Source organism: Streptomyces sp. NPDC006384 (genome assembly GCF_042870695.1).
In the GTDB taxonomy this organism is placed as follows: domain Bacteria; phylum Actinomycetota; class Actinomycetes; order Streptomycetales; family Streptomycetaceae; genus Streptomyces.
Map to the genome: position 1 here is coordinate 104,258 of NZ_JBIAHR010000011.1, position 13,048 is coordinate 117,305.

At 70.5% G+C, this 13,048-nt stretch carries 16 protein-coding genes, 1 pseudogene and 3 CRISPR repeat arrays; of the genes and pseudogenes, 10 read left to right on the top strand and 7 right to left on the bottom strand.

The genetic code is table 11. The features are described 5' to 3' along the window. Positions 1 to 65 precede the first annotated feature (65 nt). Positions 66 to 485, top strand: coding sequence for a resolvase (locus ACFYOJ_RS17270; RefSeq protein WP_388597187.1), 420 nt, complete (start codon positions 66 to 68; stop codon positions 483 to 485). On the opposite strand, the gene ACFYOJ_RS17275 is transcribed toward ACFYOJ_RS17270, so the two are convergent. Beyond that, positions 486 to 704, bottom strand: a complete 219-nt coding sequence (locus tag ACFYOJ_RS17275; RefSeq protein WP_388597189.1) for a hypothetical protein — start codon at positions 702 to 704, stop codon at positions 486 to 488. 451 nt (positions 705 to 1,155) lie between these two features. Continuing rightward, positions 1,156 to 2,070, bottom strand: a complete 915-nt coding sequence (locus tag ACFYOJ_RS17280) for an aldo/keto reductase (RefSeq protein ID WP_356553212.1) — start codon at positions 2,068 to 2,070, stop codon at positions 1,156 to 1,158. Positions 2,071 to 2,139: 69 nt separating this feature from the next. Between ACFYOJ_RS17280 and ACFYOJ_RS17285 the strand changes: the two genes are divergently transcribed. Next, positions 2,140 to 2,520, top strand: a complete 381-nt coding sequence (locus ACFYOJ_RS17285; RefSeq protein ID WP_356553211.1) for a MerR family transcriptional regulator — start codon at positions 2,140 to 2,142, stop codon at positions 2,518 to 2,520. 101 nt (positions 2,521 to 2,621) lie between these two features. Here ACFYOJ_RS17285 and ACFYOJ_RS17290 read toward each other — a convergent pair whose 3' ends face one another. Continuing rightward, positions 2,622 to 3,569, bottom strand: coding sequence for an AraC family transcriptional regulator (locus ACFYOJ_RS17290; protein ID WP_356553209.1), 948 nt, complete (start codon positions 3,567 to 3,569; stop codon positions 2,622 to 2,624). A gap of 157 nt (positions 3,570 to 3,726) precedes the next feature. On the opposite strand from ACFYOJ_RS17290, the gene ACFYOJ_RS17295 reads away from it, so the two are divergent. Further along, positions 3,727 to 4,158, top strand: a complete 432-nt coding sequence (locus ACFYOJ_RS17295; protein WP_356553207.1) for a nuclear transport factor 2 family protein — start codon at positions 3,727 to 3,729, stop codon at positions 4,156 to 4,158. 157 nt (positions 4,159 to 4,315) lie between these two features. Beyond that, on the top strand, positions 4,316 to 4,711 hold the full coding sequence (locus tag ACFYOJ_RS17300) for an MmcQ/YjbR family DNA-binding protein (RefSeq protein ID WP_356553206.1): 396 nt from the start codon (positions 4,316 to 4,318) through the stop codon (positions 4,709 to 4,711). Here the strand turns inward: ACFYOJ_RS17300 and ACFYOJ_RS17305 are convergent. After that, entirely contained in the window at positions 4,696 to 4,872 is a 177-nt protein-coding gene (locus tag ACFYOJ_RS17305; RefSeq protein ID WP_356553204.1) for a hypothetical protein, read from the bottom strand. The two genes, ACFYOJ_RS17300 and ACFYOJ_RS17305, sit on opposite strands and share 16 nt — an antisense overlap. Positions 4,873 to 5,239: 367 nt before the next feature. Next, positions 5,240 to 5,513: a CRISPR direct-repeat array (repeat unit 29 nt; unit sequence GGGACCATCCCCGCGGGTGCGGGGAGCAG). A 253-nt stretch (positions 5,514 to 5,766) separates the two neighbouring features. On the opposite strand from ACFYOJ_RS17305, the gene ACFYOJ_RS17310 reads away from it, so the two are divergent. Both ACFYOJ_RS17310 and ACFYOJ_RS17315 read left to right on the top strand, forming a co-directional pair. Beyond that, positions 5,767 to 6,021: a hypothetical protein gene (locus ACFYOJ_RS17310; protein WP_356553203.1), complete on the top strand. Its 255-nt coding sequence runs from the start codon at positions 5,767 to 5,769 to the stop codon at positions 6,019 to 6,021. Positions 6,022 to 6,026: 5 nt separating this feature from the next. Next, positions 6,027 to 6,287, top strand: coding sequence for a hypothetical protein (locus ACFYOJ_RS17315; protein ID WP_356553202.1), 261 nt, complete (start codon positions 6,027 to 6,029; stop codon positions 6,285 to 6,287). A gap of 685 nt (positions 6,288 to 6,972) precedes the next feature. On the opposite strand, the gene ACFYOJ_RS17320 is transcribed toward ACFYOJ_RS17315, so the two are convergent. Further along, positions 6,973 to 7,419 (bottom strand): helix-turn-helix domain-containing protein, encoded by a 447-nt coding sequence (locus ACFYOJ_RS17320; RefSeq protein WP_356553200.1) that lies wholly within the window; start codon positions 7,417 to 7,419, stop codon positions 6,973 to 6,975. A 140-nt stretch (positions 7,420 to 7,559) separates the two neighbouring features. On the opposite strand from ACFYOJ_RS17320, the gene ACFYOJ_RS17325 reads away from it, so the two are divergent. The 3 genes and pseudogenes from ACFYOJ_RS17325 (at position 7,560) to ACFYOJ_RS17335 (ending at position 10,136) form a co-directional block, all read left to right on the top strand. Then, positions 7,560 to 8,432 (top strand): aldo/keto reductase family oxidoreductase, encoded by an 873-nt coding sequence (locus tag ACFYOJ_RS17325; protein WP_356553198.1) that lies wholly within the window; start codon positions 7,560 to 7,562, stop codon positions 8,430 to 8,432. Between the two features lie 321 nt (positions 8,433 to 8,753). Beyond that, positions 8,754 to 8,915, top strand: a pseudogene (locus tag ACFYOJ_RS17330) (transposase); the annotation flags it as partial. Between the two features lie 30 nt (positions 8,916 to 8,945). Next, positions 8,946 to 9,401: a CRISPR direct-repeat array (repeat unit 29 nt; unit sequence GGGACCATCCCCGCGGGTGCGGGGAGCAG). Positions 9,402 to 9,467: 66 nt separating this feature from the next. Next, entirely contained in the window at positions 9,468 to 10,136 is a 669-nt protein-coding gene (locus ACFYOJ_RS17335; RefSeq protein ID WP_356553197.1) for a type I-E CRISPR-associated endoribonuclease Cas2, read from the top strand. A gap of 92 nt (positions 10,137 to 10,228) precedes the next feature. After that, positions 10,229 to 10,989: direct repeats of the CRISPR family, unit length 29 nt; unit sequence CTGCTCCCCGCACCCGCGGGGATGGTCCC. Positions 10,990 to 11,203: 214 nt separating this feature from the next. On the opposite strand, the gene ACFYOJ_RS17340 is transcribed toward ACFYOJ_RS17335, so the two are convergent. Both ACFYOJ_RS17340 and ACFYOJ_RS17345 read right to left on the bottom strand, forming a co-directional pair. Further along, on the bottom strand, positions 11,204 to 11,386 hold the full coding sequence (locus ACFYOJ_RS17340) for a DUF397 domain-containing protein (protein WP_356553196.1): 183 nt from the start codon (positions 11,384 to 11,386) through the stop codon (positions 11,204 to 11,206). 10 nt (positions 11,387 to 11,396) lie between these two features. Next, entirely contained in the window at positions 11,397 to 12,248 is an 852-nt protein-coding gene (locus tag ACFYOJ_RS17345) for a helix-turn-helix transcriptional regulator (RefSeq protein WP_356553195.1), read from the bottom strand. A gap of 229 nt (positions 12,249 to 12,477) precedes the next feature. Between ACFYOJ_RS17345 and ACFYOJ_RS17350 the strand changes: the two genes are divergently transcribed. Next, positions 12,478 to 12,924, top strand: a complete 447-nt coding sequence (locus ACFYOJ_RS17350) for an ATP-binding protein (protein ID WP_356553193.1) — start codon at positions 12,478 to 12,480, stop codon at positions 12,922 to 12,924. Positions 12,925 to 13,048 lie beyond the last annotated feature (124 nt).

Here is a 13,048-nt window from a genome sequence, read left to right on the forward strand (position 1 = left end):
CCGCCGAGGCCAAGGGCAACAAGGGCGGACGCCGCCCCGCCCTCGCGGGCGAGACGATCGCCGACGTGCGCACCGCCTACCTGGAGGGCCAGTCCATCGCCGCCCTGGCCCGCGAGCACAGCGTCAGCCGCGGCGCCGTGCGCACCGCCATCGCCCATCTTCTGCCCGAGCACGTCGCCGACGAAGTTGCCCCGGCCCCGGAGCTGCTCGTCACCCTCGACATGCCCGGCAAGGTCGCCGACTTCCTCCGCACCGCTGAGCTGGACGACGCCGAGCGGGCCGCATTCGACGAGGGCCAGGCCGTACGACGCGGCACGGGCTACACCCTCCGCGTCACCGCCGTGCCCGCGGTCCATCGCCAACTCCTCGCCCGCTGCCAGGTCCTCGACGGCGTCGGGGCGATCCCCGCCCAGCGCAAGGCCCGCCGCGAGTACGAGAACCGCGTCAACGCCCTCGTCGACTCACGGCCTGAGCATCACCCGTAGCTACTTTGCCCCTGGGGGCAGAGCTGGGAGTCCGGGGCCGTGCCGGGCGGCCCCGGCGCCGAGGTCGTCGACGCGGCGCCCGGTGAGGTCGCCGAGGGCTTCGGCACCGGGTCCGCTGTCCTGGCCCCAGCTCCAGGAGAAGCGGCCGGGCACGGCGCGGTCGGTGGCGTGACGGGTGCGGCCGTAGTGGTGCCAGAGGTCTGCGGTGGGGGTGGTCACCCCGCCCATCCTGGCGGGCGCCGGCGGCCGGCGGGCCGGTTCGGCGGAATGTCATCCGCGGATGTGCCGGCAGGCTCCGGCCGGCGCACCCCGGTCGGCAGGCCCCGGCGCCCGGCCGGGGCCTGTGGTCACCGTGCGGGATCAGTACGAGTCGCTGCCGGGACGGCAGGGACCGCACGCGGCGGCGTCCGCCCACAACGGCAGGTCGGCCTTCCAGCCGTCGGCAGCGATCAGGTCCGCCGTCCGCAGCACCGAGCCGCCGTGCTCGAAACCGGCATCGGGGACGTGGGGGAGGAAGCGCCCGCCGTTGAAGCGCTCGCACGGCTCGAAGCAGCCGACGGTGTCGAGGATGACCGTGCGGACCCCGATACCGACGAGCGTGCTCGGGGCGACTTCGCCGTAACTTCGGGAGAACAGGGCCGCGTTGCGCGTCGAGGGGGTGCAGGACGCCTCAGGCGCCGGCCGCCTCCTCGATCCGGGTGAACTGCTCGTCCGTCAGACGCAGCTCGAGTGCCTTGACGTTCTCGGCGAGATGGGCGGGCGAGGTGGTGCCCGGGATCGGGAGGACGTGCGCGGAGCGGTGCAGGAGCCATGCCAGGGCCGTCTGCGAGGGCGTGGCCCCCAGCTCGGCGGCGACCTCGGCGAACGGCCCTTCCTGCTGCGCGTGGGTGCCGGTGGCGATCGGGAAGAACGGCACGAACGCGATGCCCCTGGCCGCGGTGTGTGCCAGGACCGGCTCGTGCGTGCGGTCCGCCAGGTTGTACATGTTCTGCACGGCCGCGATCGGCGCGGTCCGCTCGGCCTCCTCCAGTTCCGCGACGGACACCTCGGACAGACCGATGTGCCGTACCTTGCCCTCCTCCTGAAGCCGCCTGAGCGCGCCGATCTGCTCGGCCACGGGGAAGTCCGGGTCGAGGCGGTGCAGATAGAGCAGGTCGATCCGGTCGGTGCGCAGCCGGCGCAGGCTCAGCTCGGCCTGCTGCCGCAGGTAGGCCGGGTGCCCCAGCGGCACCCACTCGCCGGGCGAAGGCCGCACCACGCCCACCTTCGTGGCGACGACCAGATCGTCGCGGTAGGGGTGCAGGGCGTCGGCGATCAGTTCCTCGTTCGCGCCGAGGGCGTAGGCGTCGGCCGTGTCGATCAGGTTCACCCCGAGGTCGACGGCCTCGCGCAGCAGCTCGATCGCCTTGGTCCGCCCGGCCGGCGCGGTCCAGATCGGCGCCGCCGTGCCGCCGGGGCTGTCGGGCGCGTCCGCGAGCCGCATGGCGCCGTATCCGATACGCCGGATCTCGAGGTCGCCGCCCACCGGGAAGACCGGGCTGAACCGCGGGGCGGTGGTTACGGTGTACGTCGTGTCGTTCGTCATGGCAGCGACGCTACGAGCTGACACCGGTGTGAGGTTCAAGTCGCCGTGAGGGGGATCACATTGAGCGGGATGCCGAGTGAGGCGCCGGGTGGGGCCGCGCGGATGATGAAGATCGGTGAGCTGTCGGCCACGACCGGCGTGAGCGTACGGCTCCTGCGCTACTACGAGGAGCAGGGGCTCCTCACCTCCGCGCGCACACCGGGCGGCCATCGCGTGTACGACGCCGACGCGCCGCGGATCGTGGGGCGTATCCGCCAGTTCCTCGACGCGGGCCTGTCCACCCGCATCATCGGCGAGATCCTCAGCTGCGTCTGCGGCAGCGACGCGGAGATCGAACCCTGCCTGAGCCCGCTGCTCCTCGAGCAACTGCGCGGCGTGGACCAGGAGATGGACCGCCTGGCCCTGACCCGCGATTCGCTCGCCCGACTGGTCGCGGCCACCGGCGCCTGACTCGTTCCGAAAGCCCTGGGCAGGCCGGGCCGGTTCCGCTGGAGAGGGTCTTCGGAAAACGAGGTTCTTTGAAGATCGATGCCGGTCTGAGGTGGACCGGATCAGGCTTCCTGGTGCTCTTTCCGCGCCGCGTAGGCGGCAGGGGTGAGGCCGGTGTGGCTGCGGAAGAAGCGGCCGAAGCCGGCGGCGTCGGGGAAGCCCAGGTGGGCGGCGACGGCGCGGGCTGTCCAGCCGCTGTGACCGAGCAGTCGGCGGGCTTCGAGCAGTCGGCGTTCGTCGATCACCTGCCGTGCTCCGGCGCCGGCTGCGGCCTGTGCGGCGCGGGTGAGGGTGCGGACCGAGCAGCCGAGCAGGCGGGCGTAGTCCTCCACGTGGTGCAGCTCGCGGAAGTGCAGTTCCAGCGCGTCGAGGAATCGCCGGTGGACCGTGGCGCGCCGGTCGCCACCGCGGCCGTCGGGCTGCGGCGGGGCGCTGCCCGGGCTGTGGGCGAGGCGGAGCAGCAGGGCTTCCAGCAGGTTGCGCCGCAGGGCGTGGTGGTGGTCGAGGGGGCGTCGTCCCAGGGCCCGGTGTTCGTCGAGGAGCTGGAGGGCGGTGCGCTCGGCCCAGGGGGCGTCATCCGGGTGCGGGGTCAGGACGGCGGGTGCGACGTGTGCGGTGACGGTGGTGAGCAGGCGGGCTGTCTCGGCGCGTAGGACTGCGGGCTCGAACAGGATGAAGGGGCCGGTGGCGGTGCCGGGCGGGTGCCAGCACTGGGTGTGGCCGGGCCGCACCCACAGCCACTGGCCTGGGGTGACGGTGCGGGTGACGTGGTCGACGTCGTGCTCGAGGACGCCGGAGGTCACGAGGATGAGGTAGTGGAAAGTGGCCCGGCCGGGGAGGGGCGGGTTCCACGGCCAGTCGTCGTGGTGGGCGTGGAAGTCCTCGACGGTGGTGACTTCCAGGCTGTACGGGGTGCCGACCGGGGGCTGGAAGCCGTACAGCGGAGTGGGCGCGCCTGAGGGAGGAGCGGTTGCCTCAGGCCTGCTCGTCTGTCCGCTACTGACCATCATGTGTCCGCAGCCTACCGTCCGAAATGCCCGGCCTCAGGGAATCATGGCTGGTGAGGCCCGGTGAACCGGGCCGCCGGCGCCGCACGGCGCCGGGGATACCCACCAGGAGCACCGGGCCGGATGCGGCCGGTGACAGCACCCTTGAAAGGGACACCGGATGAGCGTCGACAAGGAAGAGATCAGCAAGACCGTCATCGAGCTGGAGAAGTCCTTCAACGAGCGGTGGAGCGTCGGCGACAACCGCGGCTACCTCGACGCGTTCGCCGAGGAGGTCAGCTATTTCGACCCGGTTCTCGAGAACATCCTGGTCGGCCGGGACAAGGTCATCGCATGGATCGACTCCATCTACTCCAACCCGAACATCGTCCGCAACGAGTACCTCAACCCGCAGGTTCACGTCAGCGACAGCGGTGACCTCGCCGTCCTGGCGTACAACCTGAACACCTTCGTTCTCGACGAGAACGGCAAGGAGAAGCAGCTGCGCGCCTGGAACGCCACCCACGGCTACAAGCTCATCGACGGCCAGTGGCGCATCGTACACTCCAACTGGGCCTTCGCCCAGACCGTGACGGAAAACATCGCTTCCTGACCGGGAGGGACCGAGGGGGCGTCAGGCCGCCGGCGCGCCCCTCTGCGGCGCAGCAGGGGACTCCTCGTGAGCGTCTCGGAAGAGGGGTCCGGGACAGCGGGCGCGGCGGTCCGCCGAGGGCGGGGCCCGTCGTACACGGAGCAAGGAGCTGAACATCATGAACGGCAGGAAGCTGCAGCAGTTGGCCGCCGAGTGCGCCGAGGGTCTGCCCGGCACCGCACTGGAGCATCCCTTCGGTCCGGAGTGGGACGTGCACAAGGTGCGCGGCAAGGTCTTCATGCTGATCACCGACGTCACCGGGAAGCCGATGGTGATCGTCAAATCCGCCCCCGACGAGGCGGCGGCACTGCGCGAGCAGCACTCCGAGATCACCCCCGGCTACCACATGAACAAGAAGCACTGGATCACCCTGGAGGGCGGCGGCTCCCTCGATCGCAGCCTGATCGAGGAGCTGGTGACCGATTCCTATCTGCTGGTGGTCGCCAATCTCCCGAAGGCGCAACAGCCGGTGGACCCGGCAACGTTCGCCGGGCGTGGTCAGGCGCCGCGATGACCCTCACCGGGGTGCGGCTGCAGCAGGCGGTCGTCGTGGTCGCGCTCCAGGGAGGCGGCGTACGCGGCGACCGCGCGGTCGAGCAGCTCCCGGTCGCTGCGGGCCTCGCCGAGGCGGCGGCGGGTCTCGTCGTTCTCGACGGCGTCGGCGGACAGCCACAAGGTGGGTGGCGATCCGGTCGCGGGAGAAGTGGCGGCGCAGGCCCTCGTCGATGCCGACGACCTCCCAGGCGCCGGTCCCGGGGTGCCGCTCCCAGCGCCTCCCGCACCGCCCGCCGGTCACCTGCCGCAGAGGGACTCATGCGGCCTTCTCCGAAGTGCCCGTGCAGGGCGAACAGAGGCCTCCCCGGACCGCCGAAGTCGAGGAAGGACAGGCGACGCCCGGCCACCGTCAAGGACGCGCGCTTCGGCTCGGGCGGAATCGTTGACGACACGGACATCAGTATGCGGGGATCCGATCGTCCAAGATCATGATGTGATCGGTCTTCAACGCCTGGTGCTCCCGCCTCCGCCGTGTGCCCGGCGGGCAGGGACCATCCCCGCGGGTGCGGGGAGCAGGACAAACGTCAGCAGGCAGTAACCCGCCTTGGGGGGACCATCCCCGCGGGTGCGGGGAGCAGCCCAACGAGGAGGCGCAGGCCGTCGCCGCGCGGGGACCATCCCCGCGGGTGCGGGGAGCAGGACGCGCCGTGGTCGCCTCACCGTGAGGTGAGGGGACCATCCCCGCGGGTGCGGGGAGCAGCGGTCGAGGATCTCCGGACGCGACTTGGCGATGGGACCATCCCCGCGGGTGCGGGGAGCAGACTGATTGGCCTGCGATTTTACGGTGACTGGGGCGCGCTTTCCGTGACTTTTGCAGATTCCGGCAAATAGGGCGATACCGCGGCTTCCAGTCCAGTCCAGTCCGCGAAGCGGGTTTCCGGGCTCGCTCTCCCGGTCAGGCGTTCTCCCTGCGGGGGGTACGTCCGGGGACGGGCGGCCGAGTGAGGGGCACCGAGCCCCTGCCGTATGTTCGATGCCTATGGCGCGCACCCTGAAAACCCAACTGGTGGCCCGGTGAGCGGCTGGTGGGCCTACCTGGAGGAACGGACCTGCCGGGAGGTGGACGCCGACGTACTGCGTGACTGCCGGCTGTCGGCGGTCAGGCACGTCCAGGAGGCTCTGCGTCCGCTGGGAGTGGGCCTGCACGAAGCCGAGCGGGTGGTCCAGGCGCGTTACGAGGCGCTGGGCGACCGCGTGCAGCGCACGCCGTCCCATCCGCTGGATCTCCCCTCGCTCGCAGCCCGCGCCGCGCCCTCCCAGGCCGTGTAGCGGCGGTGGAGGCATTCTGGGACGGCGACACCGTGCACGACTGGTCCGTGCTCCTGGTCGCTGTCCTGGACGCCCCGGAAGCGGAGGGCCACCTGGCAACCGTCCACCACCGACCCGACGGCCCTCCACCCGGTCGTCTCGCCGCCGTGGCCGGCCGGACGCTGGCCGACCACCTTCACGTGCCCTTCCACTTCGCCTCTCCGGACGTCCCCGATGACGACACCCCGCGCTGGAGGACGATCCAACGGCAGACGGAAGGGACGTGACCGGAGGGTATAGGTCGCGGAGCGCGGCGGCCCCGAGTGAGCCGGACCACCTGTGCCACCCGGCCGAGTCCCTCACATCACCCGCAGACCCTGCTCAGACCACACCGGCCGGCGACCCCCTCGTCAACGAACCGCACACCTCACCACCCGAACGGGTGACTCTCGGCCTTACCGCACCCTGGCCGACGTGCAGCGGCGGGTAACCACCCGTCAGTCCGGGCAGCACATGGGGCGAGGGGATGGTCCAGGGGGAACTGCCGAAGGACGGGGCGTGATCCGGGTACTTCTGGTGCACGACGAACGTCTGCTGCGGTCGGCTCTCGCGGACTGGATGACCCGAGAACCGGACCTGGAGGTTTTCCATACGCGATGGCGCACGGCGTCGGCTCGAGCGCGCTCATTGTCTCCGGACGTGTGCGTAGCAGACCTGAACTGCTCTGATCCGTACAACACGCCTCCTCTAGGAGAGCTTCAGCGTGCCGGGCCGTCCCCAGCCCCCCGAGCCGTTCGAGGGCGGCCCTCTCCCGTTCCAGACGGGCCACGGCGTCCGCCCCGTCCCCGGCCAGTCCCGCGGATGCGGGGAGCAGGGTGCGGATCTTGCACCGCTCTTCGCGGTTGAGGGTGTAGCGCCGAGAACACAGAGCTGTTGGACGGTCGGATGTGAGTCGTCAGGAGGTGCGAGACGTCAGGAGGTGCGAGAGTCGTAGCTCTCGCGGTTCGCGAGGACCTCGGCCATGTGTGTCTGCGCCCAGTTCCTGAGCCCGCGCGTCATGTGATGAAGCGAGAGACCGAGGTCGGTCAGCTCGTAGGAGACGGTGACAGGGACGGTCGGCGTCACGGTACGGGTGAGCAGGCCATCGCGCTCCAGCGACCGTAGCGTCTGGGTCAGCATCTTCTGGCTGACCCCGGCCAGAAGACGAGAGATCTCGGAGTAACGCATCGCCTTCGGGGCGTCTGCGTGTGCCGCACCGGGCCGGCCAGGGTCGTTGTCGCCGCCCAGCGCACACAGGATCAGGACGACCCACTTGTCCGAGATGCGGTCGAGCAGCTGCCGGCTGGGGCACCCCGCCAGGAACGCGTTGTACTCCACCTTGGCCTGAGCCCTCTTCTGGGCCGCCTTCGCCGTCGTCACTGATCGCACCTCTCACCGATGGGTGGGTTACGCACTCCGAAGTGCCTACTTCCCGACAGGAAGTTCCTCTCCCATGCTGATGCAGGGAGGCAGCAGGCGCCACCCCCCTCCCCCGAGTTCGCACGACGAAAGGCAACAGGATGAGCACACCCTCCTTCTCTCTTCCCGGCGGCACCTGGACTCTGGGTGACCTGACCGTCACACGGTTCGGCTACGGCGCCATGCAACTGGCCGGCCCGTGGGTCATGGGGCCGCCCGCCGATCGCGAGGGTGCCCTGGCCGTTCTGCGTGAAGCGGTCGACCTCGGTATCACCCACATCGACACCAGCGACGCCTACGGGCCGCGCGTCACCAACGAGTTGATCCGCGAGGCACTGCACCCCTATCCCGAGTCGCTGCACATCGTGACCAAGGTGGGCGCGACCCGCGACGAACAGGGTGGCTGGCCCACGGCCCGGCGACCCGAAGATCTGCGCCGCCAGGTCCACGACAACCTCACGTCCCTCCGGCTCGACGTACTCGACCTGGTCAACCTCCGACTCGGCAACGCCGAAGGTCCCCAGCCCGGCTCGCTCGCCGAGGCGTTCGCCACGCTCGTGGAACTCCAGCAGCAGGGCCTGATCCGCCACCTCGGGGTCAGCAACGCCACCGAGGAGCAGGTCACCGAGGCACAGAGCATCGCGCCGATCGTGTGCGTGCAGAACATGTACAACCTCGCCCACCGCCACGACGACAAGCTCATCGACCGGCTCGCCACCGAAGGCATCGCGTACGTGCCCTTCTTCCCCCTCGGGGGCTTCACCCCGCTTCAGTCCTCGGCTCTCTCGGCGGTCGCCGCTCGACGGGAGGCGACACAGATGTCCGTCGCGCTCGCCTGGCTACTGCAGCGATCACCGAACATCCTGCTCATCCCCGGCACGTCATCGACAGCGCACCTGCGCGAGAACATCGCCGGCGCGGGACTCTCCCTCTCGCATGAGGACTTGACCGAGCTGGATGACATCGGCCGCTGAATGCCCCGTAGCCGAACGGCCCACAAGCCACGACCGAAGCCACCGGTCCTGGTCCCGGTCCCGGTCCCGGTCGCCTTCGCGCGACCGGGACCGGGACCGGAGCAGGACGATCCGCCCTCACCTGGTTGACTTCGGTTCATCAACCGTCAGGAACTCGTATCCACCGGCGGTGGCAGCTACCCCGCATCGGTGACCGGGTAGCGGTTGCGAAGGCACACCGCGTGACACCGTGACCCGGCGACCGGCGGCCGGCGCACGAGCCACTCGGCCGGCGGCCCACGACCCTTCACGTCACGATCCGCCGCTACCGCTGCATCGACTTTCGAACACCATGGCACGTCCAACGGACCGACCGAGGCCATCGACGGACGGCTCGAACACCTCTGCGGCTCCGCCCTCGGATTCCGCAACCTCACCAATTACATCACCAGGTCCCTGCTGGAAACCGGCGGCTTCAGGCCACGACTACACCTTGGACTGTGAAGAGCCTCTTGCACGGCGGATCGCAGAGCAGGAACCATCCCCGCGGGTGCGGGGAGCAGACCCTCTTCTTGTTGCCGGTGTGGTCCTTGGGGGGACCATCCCCGCGGGTGCGGGGAGCAGAGGGAAGGGGTCTCACGGCCCTCGAGAGCGGAGGGACCATCCCCGCGGGTGCGGGGAGCAGCCGGAAGCGGTGCGCCCGCGGAGGGCGTGGCGGGGACCATCCCCGCGGGTGCGGGGAGCAGACGAGCAGCCCGCCGGGGCCCGCCGTGAGGGCGGGACCATCCCCGCGGGTGCGGGGAGCAGAAGCGTGATCGTCTCCGCCACTTGCTGTGACCGGGACCATCCCCGCGGGTGCGGGGAGCAGCCTGTGCCCACCAGGCCCACCACTCGGGATTTGGGACCATCCCCGCGGGTGCGGGGAGCAGGCCTCACCATATCCACCGACTGAGCCACGCTCGGGACCATCCCCGCGGGTGCGGGGAGCAGACTGGCTGGCCTGCGAGTTTAGTGCGGGCGGGGCGTGAAATCGGTGAGTATTAGAGAATCCGGCAAATGGGGCATGAGGCTTCGTTCGGGGGCGTAGTGGCTCCGCGATGGGGTGGCGGGGAGCCGAGCATCATACGACCTGCCGGTGTCGCCTGTCTGTTGATCATCTTGTTTGCTCGTTCTGCTGCCGAGGGGCGGCCTTTGCCTGTATCAATCCCCCATGAGCACTGGGGGGATGCCCGTGCCGGCCTGCTGCGCCGGCACGGGGGGCCGGCGCGGTCGGTGTGGGCCAAGCACGACCGTGACACCGATGGCTGGCTGCCGTTGTGGCGGCACATGAAGGACAGCGCCGCGGTGGCCGGCCTGCTATGGAACCGGTGGCTGCCCGCAGGGGTACGGCGGCTGATGGCCGAGGCGTTGCCGCGGGGCGAGTCGGACGCGCGCGCTCTCGCCGCATGGCTCGTCGGGGTGCACGACATCGGCAAGGCCACCCCAGCGTTCGCCTGCCAGGTCGACCAGTACGCGGGACAGGGCCGCGCCCTGCTGGCCCACACCACCAACAACGAACAAGGCTTCATCTTCCGCCCCCACGACCATTCTTGGCACCCGACCGACCACGAGGGCATCACCCTCATCCACCGCCCCGACCCGAACATCCCCGCCCCCACTTCCCGGAACGGACCACCGACCGACTGGAGCAGAGCCTCCAAACGCCGACGCTTCGGGAGAGGCTGATGCGCGTCAAGTCCCTTGTGCCCCATTTGTCGACATCGAAGAAAGTACTCAAAAACCGCCCCCCGCCCCAATAAACCTGCAGGTCACCCAGTCTGCTCCCCGCACCCGCGGGGATGGTCCCGCTCTGCTCGCCCGGGACGCCGAGGTGCCGACCTGCTCCCCGCACCCGCGGGGATGGTCCCAGGATCAGCCCGCACTGGCTGGGCAGCCGGTCCTGCTCCCCGCACCCGCGGGGATGGTCCCGCCCCGTAGAGATCGACGCCATCCAGTTCGTCCTGCTCCCCGCACCCGCGGGGATGGTCCCTCGCGGCCGGCGCTACCTGGTCCGCCGCGGCCCTGCTCCCCGCACCCGCGGGGATGGTCCCGCGGCCAGGTCGCTGGCGTAGTCCACCCCCACCTGCTCCCCGCACCCGCGGGGATGGTCCCGCTCTCCTCCGTGCCCTCGACGCCACCGAGAACTGCTCCCCGCACCCGCGGGGATGGTCCCCTCAGCGACCAGGTCCTCGCCGAGCTGCAGGACTGCTCCCCGCACCCGCGGGGATGGTCCCTCTCCGATGCCGATGGTGCCGATCTTCGGTGTCTGCTCCCCGCACCCGCGGGGATGGTCCCGGGAGGTCGACATCTACCTGGTGCTCCCGGCCCTGCTCCCCGCACCCGCGGGGATGGTCCCCTCACGGCTTCCCGGCGTAGCCGTGCGCGAGGCTGCTCCCCGCACCCGCGGGGATGGTCCCTGGCACGTCCAGATCCGCCGGGGCAAGGGCCGCTGCTCCCCGCACCCGCGGGGATGGTCCCCCTGCCCGGGTCGGGTCCGACGTTGGCCGACCTTGCTCCCCGCACCCGCGGGGATGGTCCCGCCGGCAAGCGGGAGGGGATCAGGGTGCCGTCGATGAGGACGACCTCGCCATCCTGCCCGTACGACCCCGCGACCTGGAAACGAACAGACCGGCCTTGACCGCCGCCGGTTCCTGCCGGTCGTGCGGATGCGCACACGGACGTATCTCCGTGGTGCCGCCGGCCCGGAGGCGCTCGAAGCCGGTGTCGGCGTTCCCCGTCCGGGCGAGGGTGTCTCAGTGACTCGCCTCCGCCGCGTGGGAGAGGAAGTCCGCCCACGCGGCGGGGGGAAAGGCGAGGCGTGGTCCCGTGGGGGTCTTGGAGTCGCGGACCAGGATCGTGGTCGGGGTGGTGGCTATCTCGACGCAGTTGGCGGCCTCGGCGCTGTAGGTGGACTTCCGCCAGGTGGGTTCGGTCATGGGTGGCTCCTCACAGGGACGTGGCGATGCGGTGGATGAGGTCTCGGGACTCGGGTTCGGAAAGCGCGCACGACTCCATACGGTCCAGTACGGAGCGGTACCGGTTCAACTGGGCTTCGGCGTGCAGGAATTCGCAGCCGTGGTCGGTGTCCAGGACGACGGTGTCGAGTTGAGGCACCGGCCCGGTCGCGTAGGTGATCGGCTGGCCGGAGGCGGGGAAACCGGTCCGGCCGAAGGGCAGGACCCGCACGGTGACGGTGGGCTCCTCGCTCATCGCCAGGAGATGGCGGAGCTGGTCCCGGGCGACGGACGGACCACCGAATCCCATGCGCAGCGCCGCCTCATGGACGACGGCCGCGTACGGCGTGGGAGTGCCCTCGAACAGGACGGCCTGGCGCTTCACCCGGTACGAGACACGGTGCTCGATCTCGTACGGGCGTAGCGGCGGAACCGCTTCGCGCATGGTGGCCCGTGCGTGCTCCGGCGTCTGAAGCAGGCCCGGCATGTGGACGGTGACGGCGACGCGTATCGCCGTGGCGTGCTGTTCCAGTTCGGCGAGATCGAGGAGGCCGGACGGGAGATTGTCGCGGTACTCCTCCCACCAGCCCTTTTTCCGGGCACCGGTCATACCGGCGAGGGCGTCGATGTACGCCTCGTCGTCGCAGCTGTAGTTGCGGGCCAGCGTGCGTACGCGGTCGGCGCTCACGGCGTACCGGCCGGCCTCGATGTTGCTGATCCGGGCTTGCGGGCCGCCGAGGAGCGCGGCGGCCGCGGTCGAGGTCAGACCGGCGCGCTCGCGGAGCTTACGCAGCTCGGCGCCGAGGCGCTGCTGGCGCAGGGTGGCGGCAGGGGCTGGAGGCATGACGGGCTGTGTGTCTCCCTCGAGTGCGGACGGGTGGCGTCACCCACACGGATGATCTCTGGTAGTTCTTCGCAGTTTTCATGGAAGAACTTACAGTTTCCTGGCTACGTTGTGCTCCACCGCCCGACTTCCCGCCCCCGTAAGCCGGAAGCGCACCTCCCAGGCACTGCCACCGCTCGGTGCGGACATCGGGCAGGCCGAACCCCCTTCCTCACCAGGAGGCATCTCCATGAGCACCGTATCCCCGTCCGGCACCTGGGCGTACGCCCTCCGCCTGCCGCACGACCCCAGAGCCGCACGCGTCGCACGTATGACCGTACGGGCCGCCCTCGACGGGCACGGACGGCGCGAACTGGCGGACGACGTCGAACTGTTGACGTCCGAGCTGGTCACCAACGCCTACCGGCACACCCGCGGCCCCTGCTCGCTGCGGCTCACCGCACTGCCCGACGGACGATTGCGGATCGGCGTGTGGGACAGCCACCCGCACATCCCCGCCCCCTTCACCGAACCGCCCGGAGAACGCCCCTCCCCCGCCCCGGCCGGCGCGGACGGCGGACGCGGACTGCACCTCCTGCGGGAGTACGCCCACTCCTGGGGCGCGTGGTCGCTCGGTGACGGCCTGCCCGGACGCGGTGCCGGGAAATTGCTCTGGTTCGAGGTGGGAAGGCCCTGACCACCCGCCGTGTGCGGCCCGGCTCTCGGAGATCTCCGCGATGTGGTGCTGCAGCACCGTGCGCCGGGCTCGTGGGCGCGCTGTCACACCAGCCCGGCGAAACAAGGGCACCCCGGCAGGCGAG